Origin of the sequence: Parvimonas sp. C2 (genome assembly GCF_035282405.1) — a bacterium.
Taxonomy (GTDB): domain Bacteria; phylum Bacillota; class Clostridia; order Tissierellales; family Peptoniphilaceae; genus Parvimonas.
In genome coordinates this window covers 123,506-149,831 of sequence record NZ_JAYKBP010000004.1, presented here as the reverse complement: position 1 = coordinate 149,831, position 26,326 = coordinate 123,506, and the positions used below count along the sequence as shown (strand labels likewise).

20 protein-coding genes and 1 pseudogene are annotated in these 26,326 nt (G+C 25.9%); 1 reads left to right on the top strand and 20 read right to left on the bottom strand.

Going from position 1 to position 26,326, the window contains the following annotated elements; all coding sequences use genetic code 11:
- Positions 1-129: 129 nt before the first annotated feature.
- The 20 genes and pseudogenes from VJI95_RS06950 to VJI95_RS06855 form a co-directional block, all read right to left on the bottom strand.
- A complete protein-coding gene (locus VJI95_RS06950) occupies positions 130-1,719 on the bottom strand; it encodes an ABC transporter ATP-binding protein (RefSeq protein ID WP_324010821.1) in 1,590 nt (529 codons plus the stop codon).
- Entirely contained in the window at positions 1,712-3,343 is a 1,632-nt protein-coding gene (locus VJI95_RS06945; RefSeq protein WP_324010819.1) for an ABC transporter ATP-binding protein, read from the bottom strand. The genes VJI95_RS06950 and VJI95_RS06945 overlap by 8 nt, the downstream gene beginning before the upstream one ends.
- 78 nt (positions 3,344-3,421) lie before the next feature.
- Entirely contained in the window at positions 3,422-5,449 is a 2,028-nt protein-coding gene (recG, locus tag VJI95_RS06940; RefSeq protein ID WP_323998556.1) for an ATP-dependent DNA helicase RecG, read from the bottom strand.
- A gap of 36 nt (positions 5,450-5,485) precedes the next feature.
- A complete protein-coding gene (locus VJI95_RS06935; RefSeq protein WP_323998554.1) occupies positions 5,486-7,108 on the bottom strand; it encodes a DAK2 domain-containing protein in 1,623 nt (540 codons plus the stop codon).
- 9 nt (positions 7,109-7,117) lie between these two features.
- The gene (locus tag VJI95_RS06930) at positions 7,118-7,471 is read right to left on the bottom strand and encodes an Asp23/Gls24 family envelope stress response protein (RefSeq protein ID WP_323998553.1); all 354 of its coding nucleotides are present in this window, start codon (positions 7,469-7,471) and stop codon (positions 7,118-7,120) included.
- 71 nt (positions 7,472-7,542) lie between these two features.
- The gene (locus VJI95_RS06925) at positions 7,543-8,907 is read right to left on the bottom strand and encodes an MATE family efflux transporter (RefSeq protein WP_323998552.1); all 1,365 of its coding nucleotides are present in this window, start codon (positions 8,905-8,907) and stop codon (positions 7,543-7,545) included.
- 103 nt (positions 8,908-9,010) lie between these two features.
- Positions 9,011-11,023: a bifunctional 4-hydroxy-3-methylbut-2-enyl diphosphate reductase/30S ribosomal protein S1 gene (locus VJI95_RS06920; RefSeq protein WP_324010817.1), complete on the bottom strand. Its 2,013-nt coding sequence runs from the start codon at positions 11,021-11,023 to the stop codon at positions 9,011-9,013.
- Positions 11,001-11,591 carry a lysophospholipid acyltransferase family protein gene (locus VJI95_RS06915; protein WP_324010815.1) on the bottom strand — a complete coding sequence of 197 codons (591 nt, stop codon included), beginning with the start codon at positions 11,589-11,591 and terminating at the stop codon, positions 11,001-11,003. Before VJI95_RS06915 ends, VJI95_RS06920 begins: the two co-directional genes overlap by 23 nt.
- Complete coding sequence (gene cmk / locus VJI95_RS06910; protein WP_324010813.1) at positions 11,584-12,240, bottom strand: (d)CMP kinase; 657 nt, start codon at positions 12,238-12,240, stop codon at positions 11,584-11,586. The genes VJI95_RS06915 and cmk overlap by 8 nt, the downstream gene beginning before the upstream one ends.
- A gap of 2 nt (positions 12,241-12,242) precedes the next feature.
- Positions 12,243-13,448, bottom strand: coding sequence for an NAD(P)/FAD-dependent oxidoreductase (locus VJI95_RS06905; protein WP_442953988.1), 1,206 nt, complete (start codon positions 13,446-13,448; stop codon positions 12,243-12,245).
- 253 nt (positions 13,449-13,701) lie between these two features.
- Positions 13,702-13,908, bottom strand: a complete 207-nt coding sequence (gene rpmB / locus VJI95_RS06900) for a 50S ribosomal protein L28 (RefSeq protein ID WP_009372827.1) — start codon at positions 13,906-13,908, stop codon at positions 13,702-13,704.
- 132 nt (positions 13,909-14,040) lie between these two features.
- Complete coding sequence (gene ligA / locus VJI95_RS06895) at positions 14,041-16,029, bottom strand: NAD-dependent DNA ligase LigA (protein WP_324010811.1); 1,989 nt, start codon at positions 16,027-16,029, stop codon at positions 14,041-14,043.
- A 2-nt stretch (positions 16,030-16,031) separates the two neighbouring features.
- On the bottom strand, positions 16,032-18,284 hold the full coding sequence (locus tag VJI95_RS06890) for an ATP-dependent helicase (RefSeq protein WP_324010810.1): 2,253 nt from the start codon (positions 18,282-18,284) through the stop codon (positions 16,032-16,034).
- Positions 18,285-18,343: 59 nt separating this feature from the next.
- Positions 18,344-19,588: a CdaR family protein gene (locus VJI95_RS06885; RefSeq protein WP_323998653.1), complete on the bottom strand. Its 1,245-nt coding sequence runs from the start codon at positions 19,586-19,588 to the stop codon at positions 18,344-18,346.
- On the bottom strand, positions 19,563-20,525 hold the full coding sequence (cdaA, locus tag VJI95_RS06880) for a diadenylate cyclase CdaA (RefSeq protein WP_324010808.1): 963 nt from the start codon (positions 20,523-20,525) through the stop codon (positions 19,563-19,565). Before cdaA ends, VJI95_RS06885 begins: the two co-directional genes overlap by 26 nt.
- A gap of 117 nt (positions 20,526-20,642) precedes the next feature.
- Complete coding sequence (scfB, locus tag VJI95_RS06875) at positions 20,643-22,004, bottom strand: thioether cross-link-forming SCIFF peptide maturase (protein WP_324010807.1); 1,362 nt, start codon at positions 22,002-22,004, stop codon at positions 20,643-20,645.
- Between the two features lies 1 nt (position 22,005).
- Entirely contained in the window at positions 22,006-22,140 is a 135-nt protein-coding gene (gene scfA, locus VJI95_RS06870) for a six-cysteine ranthipeptide SCIFF (RefSeq protein WP_324010837.1), read from the bottom strand.
- 9 nt (positions 22,141-22,149) lie between these two features.
- A pseudogene (gene scfA / locus VJI95_RS06865) lies at positions 22,150-22,284 on the bottom strand (six-cysteine ranthipeptide SCIFF); the annotation flags it as partial.
- A gap of 12 nt (positions 22,285-22,296) precedes the next feature.
- The gene (locus tag VJI95_RS06860) at positions 22,297-23,721 is read right to left on the bottom strand and encodes an aminotransferase class I/II-fold pyridoxal phosphate-dependent enzyme (RefSeq protein ID WP_324010805.1); all 1,425 of its coding nucleotides are present in this window, start codon (positions 23,719-23,721) and stop codon (positions 22,297-22,299) included.
- A 133-nt stretch (positions 23,722-23,854) separates the two neighbouring features.
- The gene (locus VJI95_RS06855) at positions 23,855-24,607 is read right to left on the bottom strand and encodes an ABC transporter ATP-binding protein (protein WP_324010836.1); all 753 of its coding nucleotides are present in this window, start codon (positions 24,605-24,607) and stop codon (positions 23,855-23,857) included.
- A 252-nt stretch (positions 24,608-24,859) separates the two neighbouring features.
- Here VJI95_RS06855 and VJI95_RS06850 point away from each other — a divergent pair, with 252 nt between their 5' ends.
- The gene (locus VJI95_RS06850; protein WP_324010803.1) at positions 24,860-26,254 is read left to right on the top strand and encodes an MATE family efflux transporter; all 1,395 of its coding nucleotides are present in this window, start codon (positions 24,860-24,862) and stop codon (positions 26,252-26,254) included.
- Positions 26,255-26,326 lie beyond the last annotated feature (72 nt).

Here is a 26,326-nt window from a genome sequence, read left to right as displayed (position 1 = left end):
AAATAATATCAGATAATAAAAGTTTATACTATTATTTTTAAATTAAACTAAAAAAAGAGATAAAAATCAACTCTATCTCTTTTCTTTAATTCATAATAATATTATTAATAAACTTGTCAACATTTCTTTTTACAACTCAATTATTTTAAATTCTTCATCATAAATATTATACTTTGTTAGATGTGAAATAATCATAAATTTACATTTATATAATTTTTTTATATTGTTTATAATTAATTTTATTGTTTCAACATCTAAATTTGCATCAGGTTCATCTAAAAAAAGTATTTGGGGGTTAGTTATTAACGCCCTAGCTATTGTTAATCTCATCTTTTCTCCTTTAGATAAAACACTTACTTTTTCATCAATATAAAAGTCAAGTCCATCATACAAAGAATCTACCCAATTATCTAAACAAACTGTTTCTAAAGCTTTATATATTTTGTCATCACTAACATTTCTTTTATCAAGTAATATATTTTCTCTTACAGTACCTGAAAAAATCAAAGGTTCTTGAGATACATAAACAGGATTTCCACTATTTTCTAATTTACAATAATTAAAATTAATGCTCCCTTTATCAGGTTTTAAAATACCAAATATCAATTTAAAGATTGTACTTTTACCAATACCGTTTTTACCACAAATTATATAGTTATTTGAAAAGTCAAATTCTAAATTTAATCCATTTATTAAATACTCTTTACTGTCTAAAAATTTAAAAAATACATCCTTAAATTCTATCCTAGATACGGGCTTTAAAACAAATTTCGACATTTCAGAATTTTTTTTAGAATATAAAAAAGTGTTAACTTTAGAAATACTTATAAATATTTTTTGAATAATAGATATATATTCACCTGTATAACTCAAAAAGAAAATTATCCCTTCAACCATAGAAAAACATAGCAATAAATATCCAAAATTTATATCTCCTATTGAAACAAGATACATTCCATATATAATTATTATTAATTTAAATCCAATTTTATATACTATATTGTCTATAAAAAAAGTTATAGTCTCGTAAAATTTTATTTTTATTTTTTGTTTATAAACTTCCTCCAATACTTTTAAAATATCACTTTCTACTGATTCACTTAATCCAAAAATATTTATTATTATTAAATTATTAACATAATCAGATACATATTTTATTTTAAGCTCAATATTTTTTCTTATACACAAATATAATTTTTTTATCATTTTTATAAAAAATAAATTTAATATTATTGCAATTAAACCTAAAATGTAAAGGAATAGTAACATTTTGTATGAAGCATTAAAAATAACAATAGTTGATATAATACCTGATAGAATCGATTGAAAAAGCACTACAAAATCCCAACCTAATATCTTTGAATCATTTATTACATCATGTTGAATTAAAGTAATGTTTTCAGATGAATGTACAGCATTATCTCTATTAAGAATTGTTTTAAAAACTAAATTAGTTAAATTTTTAGTATATATATTAACACCTTTTTCCATATGATATCCCCAAAAAGGGATTAAAAACACAAAATATAAAAAAACTAAAAATGTTAATAACATTAATAAAGGATAATGTATTTTACTATAATACAATTTTTCAAAAATTAAAAAATATAATATTCCAAAAAGAAAATCTGCAAAAACACTTTGAAATGCATTGAATAGAAATGAAATTCCAGAAAGTAAATTAAAACTATTTTTTACTAAATTAATTTTTTTAAACATCAATTTCACTCTCCTTATTTATTTCAAAAACTTTATTATCTGAAATTTTAAGTATTCTATCACTCATATCCATAAGTTTTTTTCTATGTGTAACCAATATAGTTGTAACATTAATGTTTTTTATCAAATCACAAAATAAATCCTCACTGTAATCATCAAGTGCAGATGTAGGTTCATCTAAAATCAAAATACTTGGATTTCTAAATAATGCTCTGGCTATACAAATTTTCAGTTTTTCTCCTCCAGATAAATTAGTTCCAAATTGTTTTACATCTATTTCTTTATCTAGTAAATAATTTATATCAAGCATTAAAGCTATATTTTCTAAATTTTTTAATTCAGAATTGGTTAAATCATTTTTTAAAGTAATATTATAATTTATACTATCATCAAACAAATATGTATTATTATCAACATATCCAATATTTTCCCAAATTTCTCTTTTTTCATTATTAACATCAAATCCAAAAACATTTATTTTTGTTTTTTCATTTAAGTCATATAATCCTAAAATAATTTTTATCAAAGTAGACTTTCCTGAGCCAGTTTCTCCAATTATAGAAATTTTTTCTCCATTCTTTACACTAAAATTTACATTCCTAAAAATAATTTTATCTCCATAATTAAAATCCAAATTTTTAACATTAATTACTGTACTATCAGTAAAGCTTAAACTTTTAAAATTATTCTTAACGATATGACAATCTTTTGAATCTATTATTTTTACAATATCATCCAACAAAACACTTATTGATTTCAAATTAGTGATTGTTCTTAAAAATTTCGTAAAAGGTAATGATATACCAACAACCATACTAAGTAGTGCAAAAAACTGTCCATAGCTCATAGGAGAATAATTTACTCTTAAAATTGCTATAAAAATTAATATAATAGTTGGTAAATATTCGTTTAATAGTGCAGGAATATAGGAAATTTGTTCTCTAAATGTGAGATAATTTTTAGATTTCAATAATATTTCTTGTTTTTTTCTATGTAAACTATCAACATAATCTTCAAGACTATTAATTTTTATATTTTCTATTTTTTCTAACATCTCTTTTTGAAAATTTATACATTCACTATATTCTCTATAATACTTTTGTGAAGAATATATCAGTTTATCTGTTAGCAAAAAGTCGATAAATACTGTAGTTATAACAACTGGTATAATTATTATAGCAGTCATTCTATCAATCAAAAAAATTCCTAAAAAAGTAAATATAAATGAAAAAGGTGTATAAATAAGACTATTTAAATTATTATCTAGAAAATCCGTAAATTTTGAAATTCTATCCATAATAACAATGGAATTATTTAATTCTTCTTCTTTTAAATTTTTTATATTTAAAATATATTTACTCAAAATTTTATATTCCAGCTTTATAGCAATAACTGAAAACAAAAATTTTTTTAAGGTATTCATAACCAAAAAAGCAAACAATAAGCACATAAATATTTTAACGCCAAAGTAATAAATACCATTTAATTCTATAAATTTATCAACTATTTTTTTAGTATAAACATAAACAAGAAGTTGACAAATAGAAGTTAATAGACAAACAGTAAAAATTACTATATGAGTAAAATAATTAAAATTAATAATTTTATATATTTTTCTAATCAAAAAAATCCCTCTCTATCATCAATAACATCATTTAACACTAATTGCAATTTTGATTACACTATTAAGTAACTTTAAAATCTAATTCATAATAATGTTATTACTTAAATTTTGGATAAACTCATCAACATTTCTTTTTAAAACTTGATTTTCTTCTTTTTCAAAATTAAAATCCTCACTCAAAAGCTCATCAACATATTTTATTGCAGATTTTAAAAGCTCATAATCTTTTTGGATATTTAAAATTTTAAATCTGGCTTCTCCTGATTGTCGATATCCTAGAATATCACCATATCCTCTAAGTAAAAAATCTTGTTCAGAAATATAAAAACCATCATTTGATGAACACATTATATTCATTCTCTTTTTTACATTTGTACTTTTGTTATTACTAACTAAAATACAAAAACTTTCATAATTTCCTCTTCCTATTCTTCCTCTTAGTTGATGTAATTGACTAAGACCAAATCTTTCTGCATTATAAATTACCATTATATTTGAATTAGGAACATTAATACCAACTTCTATTACAGTAGTTGCAACTAAAACTTTTATTTTTCCGTTTTCAAAATTTTTCATTATCTTGTCTTTGTCAACAGGTTTTATCTTTCCATGTATAAACTCAATTTCAACGTCTTGAAAATATCTTTCTTTTAGACGTTCATATAAATTTATAACTGACTGTAATTCCAATGTATCGCTTTCATCAACAAGTGGACAAACAATATAGGCTTGACGTCCTTCTGATATATATTTTTTTATAAAATTCATATATCTTTCTTCATAATTTTCATCTACAAAATAAGTATTCACCTTTCCTCTACCGCTAGGCAATTCGTCAATAGTAGAAATATCCAAATCACAGAACATAACAAGACCGACAGTCCTAGGTATTGGAGTTGCACTCATTACTAATATATCTGGATTTTTAGATTTTTTAGAAAGTAAAAGTCTTTGTTTAACTCCAAATCTATGCTGTTCATCTGTAATAACAAAGCCCAAATTTTTGTAAACAACTTTTTCCTGAAAAACCGCATGTGTTCCAATTACAATATCAATTTCTCCGTTTTCTAGCTTTTCTCTAATAGCTTTCTTTTCGGATTCTTTTAAACTTCCAACTAATAACTCAACTTTTATATTATAATCTGAAAAAAGATTTTTAGCATTTTCATAATGCTGTCTAGCTAAAATTTCAGTAGGAGCCATTAAAACTGATTGAAATCCATTTTTTATAACATTAAACATAGCAATAAAAGAGATTATTGTTTTACCACAACCCACATCTCCTTGAATTAGTCTATTCATTTGTTTATCATTAGACATATCTCTAAAAATATCTTCCAATACTTTATTTTGTGAATTTGTCAATTTGAAACTCAAAGATTTTATAAAATCATACGTTTCATCTTTTATCTCAAATCTAATAGCATCATCATTATTTCTCTTTAATTTTTTCATAGAGAGTTGAAAATAAAAAATCTCGTCAAATGCAAGTCTTCTTTTAGCTCTAATAAAACTTTCGTTATCTTTTGGAAAATGTATGTTTCTAATTGCATTGTCATAGCTTTCTAAGTTTAATTCATTTAGAATATTACTAGGTAGTTTTTCTTCAAAATATGAATTCTTTTTTAATAAATTTTGAATAATCTTAACTAAGTCTAGATTAGAAATTCCTTTACACAAATGATATTGTGGAATTATACTTCCAATAATATTAGCTTTATTTTGCATTGTAGGAGACTGAATTTCAACATTTTTTCCAAGTAATTTTGCCCTTCCATACATTTCATATACATTATTAATCTTTAAATTTTTTGAAATAAAGATATTATTAAAATATACAATTGTGCAATAATTCATTTCCTCATCCATTGCTAAAAATTTTGTAACTCTAATATTTCTTTTTTTTCTATTTTCCATTAAAGAAATAATTTTTAATCTATATGAATAACTTCCTTCTTCAGTTATTTCAGAAATTTTTTTAAATTTTGTTGTATCAATATAAGAATATGGAAAATACTCTAATAAATTATTAACTGTAAAAATTCCAAGTTTATTTAAAAGAGCAATTTTCTTTTCTCCAATTCCCTTAATATCTTTTAATTCCATAATTATCCTTACAAAAAAAGTCCTTTCGGACTTTTTCTACTCAACTGAAATCAAATAGTAATATAATGGTTGACCACCATATACCAATTCAACTTCAATATCTTTATATTTTTTCTCAATTAATTTTACTAATTTTTCAGCATCTTTTTCTTTTACATCTTCTCCATAGTAAAGACTTACTATAGATGAATCTTCATCAACAAGCTGATCAATAAGTTCTTTAAATGTATCTTCTATTTTCTTTTTAGAAACAGTTATCTTACCTTCATTTAAGCCCATAAAGTCATCTTTTTTGATTTTTACTCCTTCAATTTCGGTATCTCTCAGAGCATAAGTTATTTGACCAACTTTAATGTTGGAAATAGCTTCAGTCATAAGTTCAATATTTTCATCAACTGATAGAGATTCATCAAAATTAAATAATGAACTAAATGCTTGTGGGATTTGTTTTGTTTTTATAACATGAAGTCTTTTCTTTGAAATTTTTGCTGCTTGTTCTGAAACAAGTATAATATTACTATTATTAGGGAAAACAAAAATATCATCAGCATTAATCTTTTCAACTGCTTTTAATATATCTTCAGTTGAAGGATTCATTGTTTGTCCCCCAGTAATAATTTCGTCTACCCCCATACTCTTAAAGATTTCATCAATACCATCTCCTGTCGAAATAGAAATAAAACCATATTTTTTATGTTCTTTAACTTCTTCAGAATGCTTAGCATCTGCAACTTCTTTGTCTGTATGATGTAAATGATTATGTTGTCTTCTCATATTATCAATTTTTAAGTCATGTAAAGGTCCAAATTCTAATGCCCATTCAATTGCTTGTCCTGGATGATTGGTATGAACATGAACTTTTATAATATTATCGCCCTTAACTACAATTAAAGAATCTCCAATACTTGAAAGCTTATCTCTTAATATTCCATATTCTTCTGAATCACTTGTAACCATAAATTCAGTACAATATCCAAATTTAATATCTTCATCTTGTTGTGCAGCTAAGTGTTCAATTCTTGCAGGTCTGTTAAATTCGTAATTATTTTTAATTTCTACTATTTCATCTCCTAATGCACCTTCAAGAAGATACATCAATCCACGACCGCCTGCGTCCACTACTTCTGCTTCTTTTAAAATAGGTAAAATTTCAGGAGTTTTTTCCAAACTTCTAAAACCTTCCTTTAAAATTTCTTTGCAAAATTCTATTTCATCATTATAATGAGTGTAGTTGGCTTCTGCAAACTCACCCATTTCTCTTATAACTGTTAAAATTGTTCCTTCAGTGGGTTTTATAACTGATTTATAAGCAACCTTATAAGCATTTACAAAACATTCTTTAATAGTTTCAACATCAAGAGTTACACTTTCTTTACTTCCTAAATAGAATCCCCTTAAAATTTGAGATAAGATTACTCCTGAGTTTCCTCTTGCTCCCATCAATGCACCATCGCTAATAGCTTTAGTAACATCTGCACAAGTATTAATTTTTGAATTTTCTAAATTCTTTATTGCTGATTTAATAGTCAAAGACATATTAGTACCTGTATCTCCATCAGGAACTGGAAACACATTTAAGCTATTAACTATCTCTTTATTTGTTTCAAGATAATTACGAGCTCTTACAAATGCCATTTGCAACTGTTCACTATTTATCATAACTTCCTCCTAATTACCTTCTAATTTTATTCCATGCACATTAACATTAACTTTTTTTACAGTTAATCCTGTCAAGTTTTCAACATTATATTTTACATTTTCTATTATATTTTCACAGACTGTTGATATCTTTATTCCGTATTGAGTAACAATATGTAAATCTATAAAAATATTATTTTCTTTAAGTACTACATGAACACCTTTACCAGAATTATCCCAACCCAAAAGTTGATAAATTCCATCTTTAGGAGAAACATTAGCCAATCCACTAACTCCATAACTTTCTCTTAACACATTAGCTACAATTGTTTTAATCACAACAGGATTAATAGAAACTTTACCTAATTTATTATTAAATTCCATAAAAAAACCTCCTAATTTATACATAAGTATATAGATTACTATATCAAATTTTAAGAAAAAAATCAAGATTTTTATAAATCTTTAATTGCCGATTCCCATTTTACTTTCATAACAAAAAAGAAAAATATAAATGCAGCCATACAGTTTGAAAATAAATTACCCCAGAATATTGAATATACACCCAAATATTTTTCTGTAAATACTATAAAAATATATCTAAGTAGCCAAATTCTCATTATTCCAGTAAGTAAAGGCATTTTCGTTCTTCCCAAACCAATAAATACTCCTTGTTCAACTGTAAAAATTCCAAATCCAATTACAGAATACATATAAATTGTTAAAGCTTTATTAGTTATAGTAGTAATTTCAGGATTCTTTTGGAATAACTCTACAATATAAGGATTTAAAGGAGTAAAAATTATAATAATAGCAAAAACTATCATCAAAGAAAATAAAATTCCATAATAAAATATTTTTTTTGCATTTTTTACATTTCCGTTTCCTATATTCATACTAATCATTGTTGTAACTGTAGTTCCAACACTTGTTGGCAAAATGAAATAAATTGAATTTATATTAGAAGCAATGGTAGAAGCATTAAGTGCAATAGATCCATATTTCACTACTTCTTTATTAATTAAAAAGAATCCGATATATACTAAAATATATGATAATATGCTAGGAATTGCTAAATTCATCGTCTTTTTAATAAACTCAAAGTCAAATTTAAAGTTTTTTAAAGAAAGTTGCATATCAGATTTTTTTATAAACAAATCATAATACATCCAAATTCCAATTAAAAAGTAAGACATAAAGGAAGCAGATACTGCACCAAAAACACCTAAATTTAGTATTGACAAAAATATTGTATTAAAAATAACTTTAAAAACTAACAAAATAATCATCCGAAAAAATGGAGCTTCCGGATGACCCGTTCCATTTTTAATAGAATTAAAAATAGCTGCCATAAATAAGAAAGGTAAAACAAAAGAATATAGTCCAAGATACTGAAAAACATGTACTGATAATTCTTCATTTACTCCTCTTGAAATTACATAGGATAATACTATACAAAGTGGTGACAAAATCAATCCTATTGTAAAAGATAAAACCAAAATTTGTACTGAAGCCTGTTTAGTTTTTTCTATATCTCCCTTACCATATAATTGTCCAATCATTGCTGAAGCGGCTACACTTAGCCCCTGTGAAAATGCATTTAAAATGTTTATAACAGATTGAGAAAATCCAATAGCTCCCGCTATAATATAACCCGCTTTATTATTTAAAAATAATCCATCTGTAATAGGAATTAAAGATTGCACCAAACCCATCATAAAAATAGGTATAGTTAAAATAACTATAGTCTTTAATACTTTTTCACTAAGAATCATATTTCGTCGTTCATCAGAACTTTTATTAAAAAATTTTATATTCATAAAAAATCACTCCAACTAAATTATATACCTTAATGAAATTTATTTCAATGCGAGCAAAATAATAGCTGTCGATTTTTTCGACAGCTATATAAAAAATTTAAAATTATAATTCTATATCAAGTAACGCACCGATTGAATTGTCCAATTCTTGATTTTCAAATTTTTCTTCTTTTTCTTCTTCTACAACTACTTCTTTTTCTTCTTCAACTGTTTCTTCAACTGGTTTTTCAAGAAGTTCTTTTATTGATAAAGAAATTTTTTGATTTTCTTCATCAATATTTATAATTTTTACTTCTACTTCATCACCAATGTTTAATACATCTGAAGCCTTTTCAATGTGGTCATAAGAAATTTGAGAAATGTGAACTAAGCCTTCAACATTTTCTTTTAACTTAACAAATGCACCAAAATCAACAAGATTAATTACAGTACCTGTAACTACATCTCCAACTGAATTATTTTCCAAGAATAATTCAAATGGTTTTTTTGTCAATTGTTTTAAACCTAAAGAAATTCTATTTCTTTCTCTGTTAAGTTTTAAAATAACAACTTCTACTTTATCTCCGACATTTAAAATATCAGAAGGTTTTTTAATTCTATTCCAAGAAATATCTGAAACATGAATTAAACCATCAACATCTCCTAAATTTACAAATGCTCCAAAGTCAGTTAACTTTCTAATTGTTCCTGTTAAAATATCACCAACAGCTAATTTGCTCCAAGCTAAATCTAATTTTTCATTTAATTCTTTTTCTTCTACTTCTCTTCTTGAAAGAACAACTTTCTTCTTTCTTTCATCAATATTTATTATTGCACATTCTAATTTTTGACCAATATATGGTGTAAAATCTTTTACGAAGCTAGTTGTAATATGACTTGCGGGAATAAAAGCATTAATTCCATCAACAGTAGCTAATAGGCCCCCTTTAACTTCTTTTACTACTTCTGCTTCTACCAACTCTTTATTATTGAATTTTTCAACAAGATTTTGCCAATCTTTTAATGATTCTACTCTTCTAGTTGATAAAACAACATTACCTTCTCCATCATCAAGTTTAATTACATAAACGTCAATTTCTTGTCCTTCATGAAATAAATCTTTAGGTTTTTTAGTAACGTCAGAAGATAACTCATCAAGTTTTATAATCCCATCACTTCTATAACCAATGTTTACCATAACTTCAGTTTCAGTGACATAAATTATAGTTCCTTTCACTATGTCTCTTGGATAAATTTTCTTAATACTCCCTTCTATTTGTTCCATAAATTCATCCTTGCTTAAAATTTCCATACCTTCAACTACCTCCTCTATTAACCAATCCGGAGTTGAAGCACCGGCGGTTAATCCTATTTTCTTATATTTTACCATATCTTTCAATGGCAAATCTAAAAATGTTTCAATTCTATATACATTTTTACAATGCTTTTTGGCGACATCATAAAGCTTATTTGTATTTGAGCTACTGTATCCCCCAATAACTATCATACAATCCACCTTCTTAGAAATTTCTTCGCAAGAATTTTGTCTTTTTGAAGTTGCATCACAAATTGTATTTTCAATTATAACATTTTCATTCCTATCCTTTATTATATCAGAAAATTGAAAAAATTTCTCTACTAAATTGGTTGTTTGTGAAATAATATATAAATTTTTTTTATTTTTTATCGTTTCGGCTTCTTCTTTTGTATTTATTACACAAACTTTATCACCACAATAACCAACCATAGCTTTAATTTCTGGATGATTTTTATCTCCGATAATTATAATCTCATATCCATTTTCAACTTTTTTTTCAATTTTTCTATATATATTTAATAAAACTGGACAAGTACAGTCAATATACTTATGTCCATATTCCTCCATTTTTTTCTTTATACTAGGATGTATTCCATGAGAACGTAAAACAATAGTTCCTTTTGTCTCTTCTTCAAACTTATCTATTATTTTAAGTCCTTTTTTATCAAATTTTTCAACAACTTGTGGATTGTGAATTAATTCTCCATAAGAATACACATTTTCATTATTATGATTTTCATTTAAAGTTTTATCGGCTAATTTTACAGCTCGCTTTACTCCAAAACAAAAACCTGCATTATTTGCTATATAAATCTCCATACTTTCCTTGATAAATTTTATTAAATAATTCTTCTGTCAATTTATCAATAGCCTCCGAATCCTCCATATTTTCAAAATCACTAATTTCAATCATAGGGTATATATCAACAGTTATTTTAGAAAAGATTTTATAAGTACCTTCAATATGAATTGGCAAAATATTGACTTTATTTTTTAAGGCAATTAAAGCTACACCTTTTTTCATATTGTTGATGTCGATAGTTTTAACTCTAGTTCCTTCAGGGAAAATTCCAAGTATATTTCCTGATCTAATAACTCTAAAGCAAGACTTTATTGCTTTTAAATCAGTATTTTCTCTATCTATAGGTATAACACCTAGTTTTGAAAAGAATTTTGCCGAAATCTTTTTATCAAAAAGTTCTTTTTTTGCAAGAAAAAATATTTGTTTTTTAGTTAATGTAGCAAGAATTACTGGATCAAAAATATGAATATGATTAGCACTTATAATAATAGGCTCATCATCTTTAAAATTTTCAATTCCATTTACTCTAACCCTATATATAATTTTAATAAGAATAGAAACTATCCCAAGTAAAAACTTATACATTATTATCTCCTCTAATATAGGATAAAAACTCTAAAATAGTTTCTTTAAGAGTCTTATCAGTAGAATCTATTTCAATTGCATCTTTTGCTTTTTTTAAAGGAGATACTTCTCTATTCATATCGTCGAAATCTCTTTTTTCAATACTTTCTCTTACTTGTTCCAAATTAAGACCTTTTTTTCTCTCACTTTGCAAAAATCTTCTTTTTGCCCTTTCTTTAGAAGAAGCAGTTAAATAAAATTTAAAATCTGCCTTTGGAAAAATAACAGTTCCAACATCTCTACCATCTAGTACACAACTGGCTTCCATTCCAATTTTTCTTTGAATTGAAACTAAGTTTTTTCTAACATAATCATAACTTGAAACTAATGATGCCCCTTTTGAAATCTCATCAGTCCTAATTTCCTTTCCTAATTTTATACCATCCATATAAAGATAATTAGATTTATAAGTAAAATCAGTATTTTCAAGAATTTCCTTTATTTTATCATGGTTATCTAAAGGAATACCATTAGAAATAAGTTTAAATGCAATTGCTCTATACATTGCTCCTGTATCTATATAATTAATATTTAAAATTTTAGAAAGTTTTTTTGCAATGGTACTCTTACCAACTCCTGAAGGTCCATCTATTGCTATAATATAATCCATAATTACTCTCCTTCTATACAGGAAACTCCAGCTAAATGTCCAGTAGAAAATGCAATAGTTAGATTATATCCACCTGTATTTGCATCTACATCTAATAGTTCCCCTACAATATATAAATTTTTTATAAGCTTACTTTCCATAGTAGAAGAATTAATCTCCTTAACTGAAACGCCCCCAATAGTAATAATTGCCTCACTTAATGGTCTTAAGCTCTTAAAATTAAATTTTAAATTTTTTATAGTTTCTACAAGCTTTTTTCTATCTTCTTTATTAATCTGATTAACTGGAATTTCTCCATTAACTCCAGATTTTTCGAGTACAAGTTCAACCATAGAACCTATTAAAACATTCGAAAGAACATTTTTTAAATTTTTATTCTTATTTTGATCAAATTCTCTTAGTAATCTAAGATCCAATATATGCTGATCAAGTTTAGGTTTTAAATCAATTGAAATAACAAAATCTTTTGAATTATCAAAATACTTGCTTGATTTTAAAACTATTGGTCCACTAAAACCTGTATGAGTAAAAATCATTTCTCCAAACTCAGAATGTAAAAGCTTTTTATCTTTACCATATATATTAAAATCTACAAATTTTAAACTTACTCCTGAATATTTCCTAATATTTTCTTTTACATCAATTCCAACAAGTCCAGCTTTTAAATCTGTTATTGTATGACCCAACTTCTTTAAAATTTCATGTCCCCTTCCCCTAGAACCTGTAAAAGGATATGATTTACCCCCAGTAGCAAATATAACTTTATCAAAAAGTCCATAATCTTTATTGCATATTAGTTGAAATTTTTCTCCAATAAGTTTTACATCTTCAATTTCAATATTTAAAATAATTTTTATGCCTTTATTATTTAATACTTTTTCCAAAACTTTTATAACATCACTTGATTTATCAGAAAACGGAAAAACTCTTCCCCCACGTTCAACTTTAGTTTTCAGTCCATTATCATTAAAAAAAGTTAAAATATCTTCATTAGTAAAAGAATATAAACTACTATATAAAAAATTTTTATTTCTATTTATTTCATCAAAAAATTCGTAAATTTCTTTTGAGTTTGTAATATTACATCTTCCTTTGCCGGAGATATAAATTTTCTTTCCAATTTTTTCATTTCCATCAAACAAAAAAACCTCACTGTTTTCATTTTTGGAAAATATCGCACTCATAATACCTGATGCACCTGCACCAATAACTGCTATTTTTATAAAATCACTACCTTGAACTTAATAATTTAACTCATATAAGTATAAAATATTTTTTGCATTTAGTCAAATTTTTTTGTGATTTAATTTTTGAATTTTTACATTTAAAATAATATCATTAAATTGTAGAAATATGTTTTATATTATTAAATAAAATTTCTTATGTAAAATTGTAAAATTTTTTAAATAAAATAGCAAAAAAATAGGAAGATAAAAATCTTCCCAAAAATCATATTTATAATTATTCAGCTGAAGTAAATGAAGGTCTTTCAACAAAACCACTCTTTAAACATGTAGTACAAACATTAATTCTCTTTACAGAACCGTCAACAACAACTCTAACTTTTCTAATATTTGCTCCCCATGATCTACTGCTCTTTCTATGTGAAAAAGTTACTTTATTTCCAAATAATTTTGTTTTATCACAAATTGCACATCTTTTTGACATTTTCATACCTCCTTTTACAAACTCAAATTTAACATTAGTATTATATCATAGAATACTCGCCTTTGCAAGTACTTAGGTAGATCATATTAAATATTTTTTTGCAATCAATATAGAGGTAAATTAAAATATATATCATTTTAGACTAATACTTTGTAAAAAACTTTCAAGATTTTCTTCAGTAATAATTTCAATTCCAAGCTCTTGTGCTTTTTTTAATTTTGAACCAGCCTTTTCTCCTACCACTAAAAAGTAGGTAGATTTAGCTACTGCAGATTGAACTATAAGTCCATTTTGTGAAAAAATATCTTCTAAATCTTTTCTTTTATACTTCTCAAAAGTTCCTGTTATTACTATTTTCTTATCTGTAAATTCACTTTTTGAAATTTCTTCATAAGGAACTACTTCTATTCCTTTTTCAAGTAATTTATCTAAGGCATCTTTACTGTATTCATCATTAAAAAATTCAAAAATGGAATTAGCTACAATATCTCCAACATCATTAATTTGTAGTAGTTCTTCAACAGTTGCATTTCTTAAATTATCTAAATTTTTATATTTTTTAGCTAAATCTTTTGCGGTTTTAATTCCGACATTTTTAATTCCAAGTGCATAAATAAAGTTCTCTAAATTTACCTTTTTACTCTCTTTTATTGAGTTTAGTAAATTATTAACCTTTTTATCTTTAAATTTTTCTAGAGTGATAAGTTCATCATATTTTAAGTCGTATATTTTATAAACTTTATCAACTCCTAATTTGTCAAACAATGATTCAATTGTTTTTTCACTAAGTCCTTCAATATTCATTGCATTCTTACTTGAAAAATGAACAAGTGAAGAAGTTAATTGTGGTGTACAGGCTAGCGTATTTGTACAAAAGAAATGTACTCCATCTCTAATTAATTCACTATTACAATAAGGACAGTGTGTAGGCATTTTAATTTCTATCTCATTTTCACTATCTTCGTCCATTATTCCAAGAATTTCAGGAATAACATCGTTTGAACGTCTTATCAAAACTCTTGAATTAATTTTTACTTTTTTTCTTAAAATATCATCATAATTATTTAATGTTGCTCTTTGAACAGTTACATCTCCTATTTCAACAGGTTCTAAAATTGCAGTTGGAGTAACTTTCCCTGTTCTTCCCACATTCCACACAACTTCTTTTAAAATTGTACTATATTCCTCTGCTTCAAATTTGTATGCTATTGCAAATCTAGGAAATTTATTAGTATATCCAAAAAATTCCCTAAGTTCAAAATCGTTAACTTTAATTACAACACCATCTGTCAAATAATCAACTTTTTTTCTTAAAATCTCTATTTCTTTTATTTTATCTTTAATTTCATTTATATTAAGACATTTTTTTTCATATCCATTTACTTTGAATTTATTTTCTTTTAAAAATGAAATCATTTGTTCTTGAGTTTTGAATTGTTCATCAGACTTAAAACCAACATTGTAAATAAAAGCATCTAAATTTCTACTGGCAGTTTTTTTAGGATCAAGATTTCTAATTGCACCAGCAGCAGCATTCCTAGCATTTTTTAAAGGTAACTCAGCAGTCTCATTATATTTTACAAGAGCGGAAAGTGGCATAATAGCCTCTCCCTGTATTTCAATTAAACCTTTATAATCAATTTTAAGTGGAATACTCTTTATTGTCTTTACTTGTTCAAAAACTTCTTCACCATATACTCCGTTTCCTCTTGTCGATGCAGAAATTAAAATTCCATTATCATAAGTTAAATTTATTGTTAATCCGTCAAATTTATACTCAACATAATATTCCAAAGTCTTTTTGGTTCTATTTATAGAATTGTATTCATTCAAAAGTTTTTTGCATCTATTATGAAAATCTTCAAGTTCTTCAAAACTTTGTGCCTTTTGTAAACTGTAAAGCTCTTTTAAATGTGTATGTTTTTCAAATTTTTCTAAAACTTCTCCACCTACTCTTTGAGTTGGAGAATTTGGTAAAATTACTCCTGTTTCTTTTTCCAATCTTAACAGTTCATCATAGAGTTTATCATACTCAGCATCACTTACAATAGGTTCGTCTAATGTATAATACTGATAAGCCCAAAGATTTAATTTTTCTGTAATTTCTTTCATTTTATCCATTATTAAGCCCTCTTTATACGCTTGTCTTTTTTTATATCAAATAATTTAATTCCTTCTCCATCAAATGCAACCATAAGCATAACCTTTGTTCCTGCTTTTTCACATTTAATTACAGTTCCTATACCATATTTTTCATGTATAATCTTTTCTCCAACTTTATAAACATCTTTAGAAGAAGTCTTAGTTGGCTTTTGATAATGATTTAGTGGTTTATCTAATTTTGTTCTACCTAAATCTGCATTTGAAACATAAGTTCTGGAATAATCTGTATAAGCATCATTTCTAATTTTCGAAGTAGTAACTCTTTCTTCATCAAAATTAAATTCAAGATTAATGCTTTTATCGTCAACATAATTAATTATTTCATCTACAAAACTTGAAACTCTATAAAGATTTAATTTTCCATACATAGTCATACTCTTTGTTGATGAAATAAAAAGTTTTTCTTTTGCTCTAGTAATAGCTACATAGAAAAGTCGTCTTTCCTCTTCAAGCCCATCATCTCTCTCTTTAATTGACCTTTCACTTGGGAATATTCCCTCATTCATTCCTATAATAAATACAACTTTATATTCAAGCCCCTTAGCTGAATGAATAGTAGTTAAAGTAACTGTATCATCTGAGTCTTCAGTCTTATCTATATCTGATAAAAGACTATTAGTTTCAAGATAATCTAATAATTTCACATTTTTATAATTATTAGAAATTTCTTCTAAAAATAAATTTATATTTTCAGCTTTCTTTTCAAAGTCCTTCTTTTCATTTTCTCTTAAATAATCTACAAATTTAATTGATTCTAAAAGCTCTTTAACTAAAATTTCAATTTCTGTATCTTCAACACAAGTAATAAAACCAAAAGTCATATCTCTAAAATTTTCAAATTCAGTTCTTAATTTTTTACTCACTGAATCCAAAAATTCATTTCTAAAAAGTCCATCAAAAAGACTAATATTTTCTAAATTGCAATATTCCTCTAGTTTTTGCAAACTTACATTTCCAATTGAACGCTTAGGATAATTTATTATCCTTCTAAAAGCATTATCATCCTTCGGATTTGCAATTAATTTTAAATATGCCAAAATGTCTTTAATTTCTTTTCTATCGTAAAACTTTAGACCACCGACCATTCTATACGCAATAGAATTTTTTCTTAGTGCATTTTCAATTGCAAATGATTGAAAATTTGCACGATATAAAACTGCGATATCTGATAAATTATAACCTTCAAAAATCAAATTTGAAATATTTTGTGCAACTTCTATAGCCTCATAATTTTCATTTTGATAGCTTTTATAAATTATTTCATCTCCGCCCTCTTTTTTTGTCCAGAGATTTTTTTCTTTTCTATTTACATTATTTTTTATAAGTTCATTAGCACAATCTAAAATCTTTTGTGTTGAACGATAATTTTCTTCAAGTAAAATTATTTTTGAATTGGGAAAGTCATTTTCGAAATTCAAAATATTTGAAATATTTGCACCTCTCCACCCATAAATTGATTGGTCGATATCTCCAACGGCACATACATTTTTATATTTAGATGCTAAAAGTTTTATAATCTCATATTGGGCATCATTAGTGTCTTGATATTCATCAACATAAATATACTTAAATTTTTCAGCATAATAATCTAAAACTTCAGGGCATTTTTTAAAAAGTTCAATAGTTTTAAAGATAAGGTCGTCAAAATCTAAAGCATTATTTTTAATTAAGATTTCCTCATATTTTTTATATATTTTTTCTACTACATCAGTATTACTTCCAAAGGAAAAATATTTTGAAAATTCGTTAGATTTAACATTTTTCCCTTTAGCATCACTTATAATTCCTATAACTGCATTTTTAAACTCTCCAAGTACACTTTCCCAAGTAGGATTTTGTTTAAAAATCTCTTTTAAAACTAACTTTTGATCATCTCTATCATAAATAGTAAAATTATTTGAATATCCTATTTTTTCTATATTAAATCTTAAAATTTTAGAGCAAATTGAGTGAAAGGTCCCTATCCACATACTAGAAATATCTCTTTTAAAGATATTTTCTATTCTCTCTTTCATTTCCTTTCCTGCTTTATTTGTAAAAGTAATAGCTAAAATTTCATACTCACTTACATTTTTTTCTAAAACTGCATAAGCTATTTTAGTAGTCAATACCTTTGTCTTTCCACTTCCTGCTCCCGCAAGAACCAACAATGGAGATCCAAAATGCTCTACAGCCTCTAATTGTTTATTATTTAATCCTTTTAACAGATCCATACATAACCTCATTACTTATCTATAAAAAAGCAATGGGTTTACCATTGCTTAATTAAAATTTATTTTCCAATAGCTTTAACAATATCATTTGAAATTTTTACAATTTCAATATTTTCAATATTTTTAGCTTTTATTTGAACATTTTTGCCAACATCTTCTTTTTTTACTGAAACATAAAGTTTTATATCCTCTGCGCTTAGCTTAGCTAAGTCAGACTCGAAACCTCTTACAGTAACTTTTATCCGATCTTGAAGCCCTTTTAATATAATATCCCTTCCTGAATCGTTCTCTATTTCAATAGTTGAAGCATCTATTTCCCATACTTTTTCAATTTTTTTATCAACATCAATATTAATAACGACTTTAAGATCATTATTTACAAGAGTAACATCGGAAGGTAATTCTAAGTTTAAATTAAACGAACCAGATTCCTTTATTTGAGATAAGTCAAAAGGCTTGGTGCTTATTTGAGAAATTTGTTCTAAACTCGTTAAATTACCAACTATAGAAACTATATTAGGAACTATATTTTTCTTTAAAATCCTAACATCACTAGGTGGCGAGTTAATCTCAACTAATTTTATTTGAACTTCTTTGAAATTCTTAAATCCGATAGAAACATTGGTGTCTGTTTTACTAAGATTAACCTTTTTTACTTCTTGATTAAGTTCATCAACTGGAACTATTTTTGATTGTACCACTTCATCGCTATCTTTATTAGTTACATCAACTACACAAAGAACTTTCTTTACTTTATTTACATAACTCACAGGACCTTTAACTACAACTTCTGAATCTGCAGGCTCTTTTTTTGCTACTACTTGATTTTTATTTTTTATCTGTCCAACAGTATCAACTTCCACTTTAAAAGTCTTAGTTACTTCTTCATCCAAAGTTACAAGTAAATCATTTTCTGAAGCTGATTTAAACTGAACATTAAATGGAACTTTATAATTAATAGATAATCTATGAGCTCCAGATGTTATTCCATTTTGCAAATTAACCTCTGCAACAATATCACTCTTATTTACAGAATAAACATCACTTCTTTTACCGGTAATAGTAACTGTTACGGTTGGATTTTCAGGGCTAACTCTTATTAATTTTCTAGATTCTAAGACTGATTGATTTTTAAAACTTACGGGAACATCATGAAACTGTCTAGTAACAACAGGATTAACTCCTCCTATAACTAGAAACCACATAACAATTCCTACACAAATTGAAATCAATTTTAATTTAAAATCTTTTTTTATAAATTCAATTATACTCTTTATATTAATCTTTTTTAACAATTTTATCACCTTGATTTTCAACAATTTCACTAACTTCTTCTTTTATATCTTCAATTATTTCCTTCTTTACTTCTTCTTTAAGTTCTTCCTTATTTACGACATCATCTGAAGCTTCTTTGTTTTCAAATAAATTTTGAAAAATTTCTTTCAAAGTATTAGTATTTTTTTCTTCGACAACAAAATTTTCAACCAAATAATTTAATAAGTACCCTTTTGAAACATTTCTATTTATTTTTGATTTTTCACAAATAGACACATATCCCGTTTCTTCACTAACAACAATTACTATGGCGTCAGATTTTTCAGAAATACCAATACCAGCTCTGTGTCTTGTTCCTAGCTCCATAGAAATTTGTTTATCATCCGTTAATGGTAAAAAACAAGATGCTGCAATAATATGATTATTACTTATAACCACAGCTCCGTCATGTAAAGGAGTATTAGGAATAAAAATATTCATAAGTAATTCATAAGAAACTTCAGAATTTAAAGAAATACCTGTTTCAATAATATCTCTAAGCCCCGTCTTTCTTTCCAAAACCATCAATGCACCAATTTTTTTATCTGCTAAAGAAAAACTTGCCTTAACAATTTCTTCAATAATATTTACATTACTTCTTGATCCTTCAAAATTAACTGGTTTTAAAAATTTATTATTTCCAATATGTTCCAAAATTCTTCTAAGTTCAGGTTGAAATACAATTAAAATAGCAATAAACCCTACTGTAACAGCATTATTTAAAATCCAACTTATAGTATAAAGTTTAAAAAATTCACTAAGTTTTGAAGCAATAAAAATAAATAGTATTCCCTTTATAAGTTGAGTTGCTCTTGTTCCCCTTATTAAAGCAAATAACTTATAAAACATAAAACTGACTAGAAATATATCTATAATATCTGTTATTCTAATAGTTGATATTAAAAAAACTAATTTATCCAATCCCATAAAATCACATCTTTCTAATTTTTATAATTCACATACTAATTATAATATAATCTAAATTAAAATTCAACATAAAAAAGATTGAAAAATTTTATTTCCAATCTTAAATTTAAAATAAGTTTATTCTTCACTTCTTGCAGCATCCATCATTATTGCACATTCCATTCTTTTTCTAAAGAGTTTACAACCATATTCATATATTTTTGTGATGTCTTTATGCGTATGATATGCATTGGCAGGACAACCTCCTGCACAATAAAGTTTTGCCCAACAATCTTGACAATCTTCTCTTGAATATATATTACAAGACCCAAATGTATCCCTTATATCTTCTCTTTTTATTCCATCAAAAACATTCCCTAAACACATTTCTTTATCATTTACAAATTGATGGCAAGGATATAAATCTCCTGTCGGAGTTACAGACATATACTCTGTACCAGAACCACAACCTGCAATTCTTTTATGAATACAAGGGCTTGTTTCAAGATTTATAGTGTAATTATAAAAAGAAAATTGATTCCCCTCTTTTTCTCTTTTTAACATTTCTTTTGCCAAAATTTCATATTGTTCAAATAAAATAGGTAAATCTTCTTCTGTTAGGGCAGAAGGTGAACTCAAATCCGCAACAACTGGCTCCATACTCAATTCTGTAAAACCTAAATCAGCCATATGAAAAATATCATTAGTGAAGTCTGTATTATGATGCGTAAATGTTCCTCTTATGTAATAGTCCTTATCCCCTCTTTTTTCAACAAGTTTTTGAAATTTAGGAACTATTGTATTATAACTTCCTTCACTTTTTATATTAACTCTAAATCTATCATTAGTTTCTTTTCTTCCGTCAAGAGATAAAACCACATTATGCATTTCTTTATTTACAAAATCAATTACCTCATCATTTAAAAGAACTCCATTTGTAGTAAGAGTAAATCTAAAGTTTTTATTATGTTCTTTTTCTATACTTCTTGCATAATTTACAATTTCTTTTACAACTCTCCAATTAACAAGTGGTTCTCCTCCGAAAAAATCCACCTCTAAATTCTTTCTCGCTCCACTGTGTTCAATTAAAAAATCTATCGCTTTTTTACCGACTTCAAAAGTCATAATTGCATCTTTCCCGTGATATGTTCCCTGTTTTGCAAAACAATATTCACATGCTAAGTTACAAGTATGAGCAATATGTAAGCAAAGTGCTTTTACGACAGAATTTGATTTTAATTTAGGTTTAATTCCTTTGAAAATATCCTCAGTAAATAATTGCTTATTATCTTTTAAATATTCAACATCTTCAAGACATTCCCTAACATCTTTCTCTATAATATTTTTATATCTATCACAAATAATCTCTATTATCTCTTCTTTAGAATGATTTTCATAAAGTTCTATAATATCATAAGCAACTTCATCAACTACATGAATTGCTCCACTATAAACATCAAGTACAATGTTATATCCGTTTAATTTATACTGATGTATCATATTATCTACATCTTTCGCAAGGTTGATTTGCAACTCCTGATGATGTTTTAGATGCACTTTGACAAGATGTTTGACATTCTCCACATCCACCTTCAATTATTGAATTATGTAAGTTTCTTGTCTTTAATGTTCTTATTCTACTAACTGATTCACAAGGTTGATTTGCAACTCCTGATGATGTTTTAGATGCACTTTGACAAGATGTTTGACATTCTCCACATCCACCCTCAACTATTGAATTATGTAAGTTTCTTGTCTTTAATGTTCTTATTCTTGACATGATTTCTCTCCTTTATTTTTTATTTATGATATTAATTTTATCATTACATTTTGATTTTGAAAATCTTAAATCTATATTTTCTTCTCTGTATTTTTGAAATAAATTTAAGACTTCTTCAGTTATAATCTCTCCAGGTGTTAAAATAGGTATTCCCGGAGGATATGCCCATACATATTCCCCTGAAATCTTTGAAATTGAATTTTTTAAAAAAACTTCAGTAAGATTAGACATAACTGCGTCTTTGATACTTAGCTTTCGTTTTAACAACAATTTATTAAATATAAAATTTTTACAAACTCCGAGATTTAATTTTTTATCTATATCAAAAAGTGCATAAATTAATTTATCCAAAGATTTTATTGAAATTCCAATACCTGTATACGCTATTACATATTTAAAGGATGCCATCTCCAGTTCAATATCATACTCACTTCTTAAAATATTCATTAATTCATATCCCGAAATATCAGTTTTATTAGTTAAAATAGTTATCTTAGAATTATCCAATTCAAAAATATCATCTAATATTATATTTGATAAAACTCTAAGATTTTCCAAATTTTTACATTTTTCATAGAAATACTTTAAATTTTCTCTCCAATTATTGAATAAATTTTCCCCATTTTGTTCTATGCTTCTAATACAGTAATCCATAGATGACATTAAAATATAAGATGGACTTGAAGTTTGAAAAATTTCAAGTGATTTTCTTATTTTTGAATACAAATTTTTGTCTGAAATATGTAAAATAGCTGTTTGAGTAAGGGACATTAACGTTTTATGTAAACTCTGAATCGTAATATCAGCACCGAGTTGAATAGAGGACTTTGGAAAATAATTACTAAGTCCAAAACTGGCCCCATGTGCTTCATCAACAATCAATTTCGCATCATGCTTATGAACTGTATTGGCAATTTTTTCTATATCAGAAACAACACCCTCATAAGTCGGACTTGTTATCAAAACAACTTTAATATCAGAATTTTTCCGTAAAATTTTCTCAATGTCATTTGCATCAATACTCAAAAAAATTCCTAAACTTTCATCATATTTAGGATAAACATATTCAAAGTTCAAGTCAAAGACTTCTATTGAATGATAAATCGATTTATGACAATTTCTTGCAATCAAAATTTTATCTTTAGGTTTTGTCAAACTGTAAACTGCAGAAAAAATTCCCGAAGTTGATCCATTTACAAGATAAAAAGAACCTTCGGTATTCCAGAGTTTCTTTGAAATATCCATTGACTCCTTTAAAATTTCCTCAGGATGATGTAAATCATCAAAACCATCAATTTCAGTAATATCCAATCCGATAAATTCACTTAAAGTTTTAAAAGTTTCTTTATTTCTCATATGTCCCGGCATATGAAAAGCAGTTTTTGTTTCATCATAATCTCTTAACTTTTTTAATAAAGAATTATTCAAAAATTTCACATTCCCTCTTGTAATAAAATAAAAGGCAATTTAATAATATTCGTATTAAATTATCATATGCTAAATTATACTATATTTTTTTTCATTTTTCAAATTTAATTATATAAAATATTTTTCAATAAAAATCTTTCAATTAATTTGACAGTTTTCGTAATTGATATTTAATAAAAACATCCTCGCCAATATTTTTCTCTTTACCTGTATTTAATTCTATCATTTTTAAAGTTTTTTGATTATTTTTCTTTAATTTTAGTTGATATTCTATAAACACACCTCTAAATTGTTTTGAAACAATTTCAGCATGCTCCTTAGTTTCATAATCAACTATTTTTATTTTTTCAGGCCTAATAAAATTATCATCATCCAATTTATTTGAATTTCCAATAAAAGAAAGAGAAAATTCACTATTTAGAGCATCATACAATTCAGTAACTGTTGAATTTTGAATGATTTTTCCATCATTCATTAAGATGACTTTATCAGCCATTGTAAAGGCATCCTCTTGATCATGGGCTACAAGTATAGTTGTCATTTTAAAATATTTTACAAGCTTTTTAATTTCGTTTCTCATTGTAACTCTTAAATTTTTATCTAAATTCGAAAAAGGTTCATCAAGCAAAATAAGTCTTGGACTTATAACTAGGCTTCTTGCAAGAGCTACTCTTTGCCTTTGCCCACCAGATAATTCATGAATTTTTTTGTTTTCATACCCTTCAAGCCCAACATTTTTTACCATTTCAATAGATTGTTTTATTCTATCTTGCTTTTTTACATTTCTAAATTTTAACCCATAAGCTACATTTTCTAAAACATTTTTATTACTAAAAAGTCCATAAGACTGAAAAACTGTTGAAACATTCCTATCTTCTGGATTAAATAAACTTATATCTTCTCCATTTAGAATAATTTGTCCTGAATCATTTTTAATAAAGCCTCCAATTTATATTTAATTATAATAAATTTCTATAATTTATGATAAATATTTTCAAAAATACTTATACAAACTAAATAATTTAAAAATAAATCTTTAAATTGTTAACTCTCCTTATTAATTTTTAAAAAAATTTTATCTAAACCTGTTTTATTCCACTATAATTGTGGAATATAATAAAGGTATAAATTTTATGGGAGGTATTGTATGAAAAAAGAACGAAGTGAAATGATTTTAAATGGTAATATTTACAAAATTATTGCAATAATATCAATTCCAATTATTCTAAATAATTTTATTCAACAATTATACTCTCTTGCAGATGCGTTTTGGCTTGGAAAATTAGGAACAGCAGAGTTTGCATCAACAAGTTTTACTTGGCCTGTTATTTTTCTATTTAATTCTATTGGTATTGGTCTATCAATTGCAGCAATATCTTTAATTTCTCAATTATTAGGACGAAAAGATTTCTTACACGCACAAAAGTATGCTGATACTTTAATAAATATTTCTTTGCTATTTTCAATAATATTTATGTTATTAGGATATTTTAGTGCTGATTTGATAGTAAAAATGATGGGTGCAACTGGAGATTTAGCAAAATATAGTATAATTTATTTAAAATATAGCTATCTTGGAATTCCATTTATATTTCTCTACTACATATATTCATCAATATTATCTGCTCAGGGCAAGAACACAATTCCCACAATGATAAGTACAATTTGCGTTATATTAAATATGATTCTAAATCCAGTTTTTATCTTTGATGTAATACCATTTACATCAATTTCAGGACTTGGTCTTGGAGTTAAAGGTGCCGCTCTTGCAACTGTATTAACTCAAGGAATAATGTGCATTGTTGGATTTATTCATTTAAAAATAAATAAAGATATAATTAAATTAAACCTAAATAGTTTAATATATATTAAATGGGAAAAACATATCTTAAAAAGAATTTACAGAATTACTTTACCATCAGTAATAGGGCAAGTTGGAACTGCAATAGGATTCATAATAATGAACTCATTTATTCAAAGTTATGGAACTGAAACTGTTGCTGCTTATGGTATGGTAAACAGGATAGGTGGACTCTTAAACATTCCACCTGGTGGAGTAGGTTCTGCCATAACTTCAATAATTGGACAAAATATAGGAAATAATAATATAAAGAGAGTTAAAGAAACATTTAAAAAAGCATCCATTATTATAATTATTATGTCAATTTTAATTGCATTTATAAGTTTTATATTCAGATATGAAATCTTATCTTTCTTTATAAGTGCACCAAAAGATTCAGTACTTATGTTACAAGCAAATAGTTATATGTTCTATACATTAATAACTCTAGTAATGCTGAATATGTTTTTTGTATATCAAGGTCTTTTCCAAGGTTCTGGAAACAGTAAATATTCAATGGCAATAGATATGATAAGACTTTGGATAATAAGACTTCCATTAATACTTTTTTTCAAGAATTTTACAGGATATGGAGCAACTGGTATATGGCTTGCAATGGCGATTTCAAATGTATTAGTAACTATGATTGCTCATGCAATATATCTAAAAGGTGGATGGCAACAAGGTTCATTTTATAGATAAAATCTATAATAACAAAATGTTTATACATTAAGGTTGAGAATAACAATTTCTCAACCTTTTTTTGCTATACAA

Excerpts from the sequence above, each read along its gene's own strand:
- ligA (WP_324010811.1), bottom strand. The coding sequence starts at position 16,029 with ATGGATAAAATGAAAGAAATTACAGAAAAATTAAATCTTTGGGCTTAT.
- VJI95_RS06920 (WP_324010817.1), bottom strand. The coding sequence starts at position 11,023 with ATGGAGATTTATATAGCAAATAATGCAGGTTTTTGTTTTGGAGTAAAG.
- rpmB (WP_009372827.1), bottom strand. The coding sequence starts at position 13,908 with ATGTCAAAAAGATGTGCAATTTGTGATAAAACAAAATTATTTGGAAAT.
- VJI95_RS06915 (WP_324010815.1), bottom strand. The coding sequence starts at position 11,591 with ATGTATAAGTTTTTACTTGGGATAGTTTCTATTCTTATTAAAATTATA.
- VJI95_RS06950 (WP_324010821.1), bottom strand. The coding sequence starts at position 1,719 with ATGTTTAAAAAAATTAATTTAGTAAAAAATAGTTTTAATTTACTTTCT.
- recG (WP_323998556.1), bottom strand. The coding sequence starts at position 5,449 with ATGGAATTAAAAGATATTAAGGGAATTGGAGAAAAGAAAATTGCTCTT.
- VJI95_RS06890 (WP_324010810.1), bottom strand. The coding sequence starts at position 18,284 with ATGGATCTGTTAAAAGGATTAAATAATAAACAATTAGAGGCTGTAGAG.
- VJI95_RS06935 (WP_323998554.1), bottom strand. The coding sequence starts at position 7,108 with ATGATAAATAGTGAACAGTTGCAAATGGCATTTGTAAGAGCTCGTAAT.
- cmk (WP_324010813.1), bottom strand. The coding sequence starts at position 12,240 with ATGGATTATATTATAGCAATAGATGGACCTTCAGGAGTTGGTAAGAGT.
- VJI95_RS06930 (WP_323998553.1), bottom strand. The coding sequence starts at position 7,471 with ATGGAATTTAATAATAAATTAGGTAAAGTTTCTATTAATCCTGTTGTG.
- VJI95_RS06850 (WP_324010803.1), top strand. The coding sequence starts at position 24,860 with ATGAAAAAAGAACGAAGTGAAATGATTTTAAATGGTAATATTTACAAA.
- scfB (WP_324010807.1), bottom strand. The coding sequence starts at position 22,004 with ATGATACATCAGTATAAATTAAACGGATATAACATTGTACTTGATGTT.
- VJI95_RS06925 (WP_323998552.1), bottom strand. The coding sequence starts at position 8,907 with ATGAATATAAAATTTTTTAATAAAAGTTCTGATGAACGACGAAATATG.
- cdaA (WP_324010808.1), bottom strand. The coding sequence starts at position 20,525 with ATGGGATTGGATAAATTAGTTTTTTTAATATCAACTATTAGAATAACA.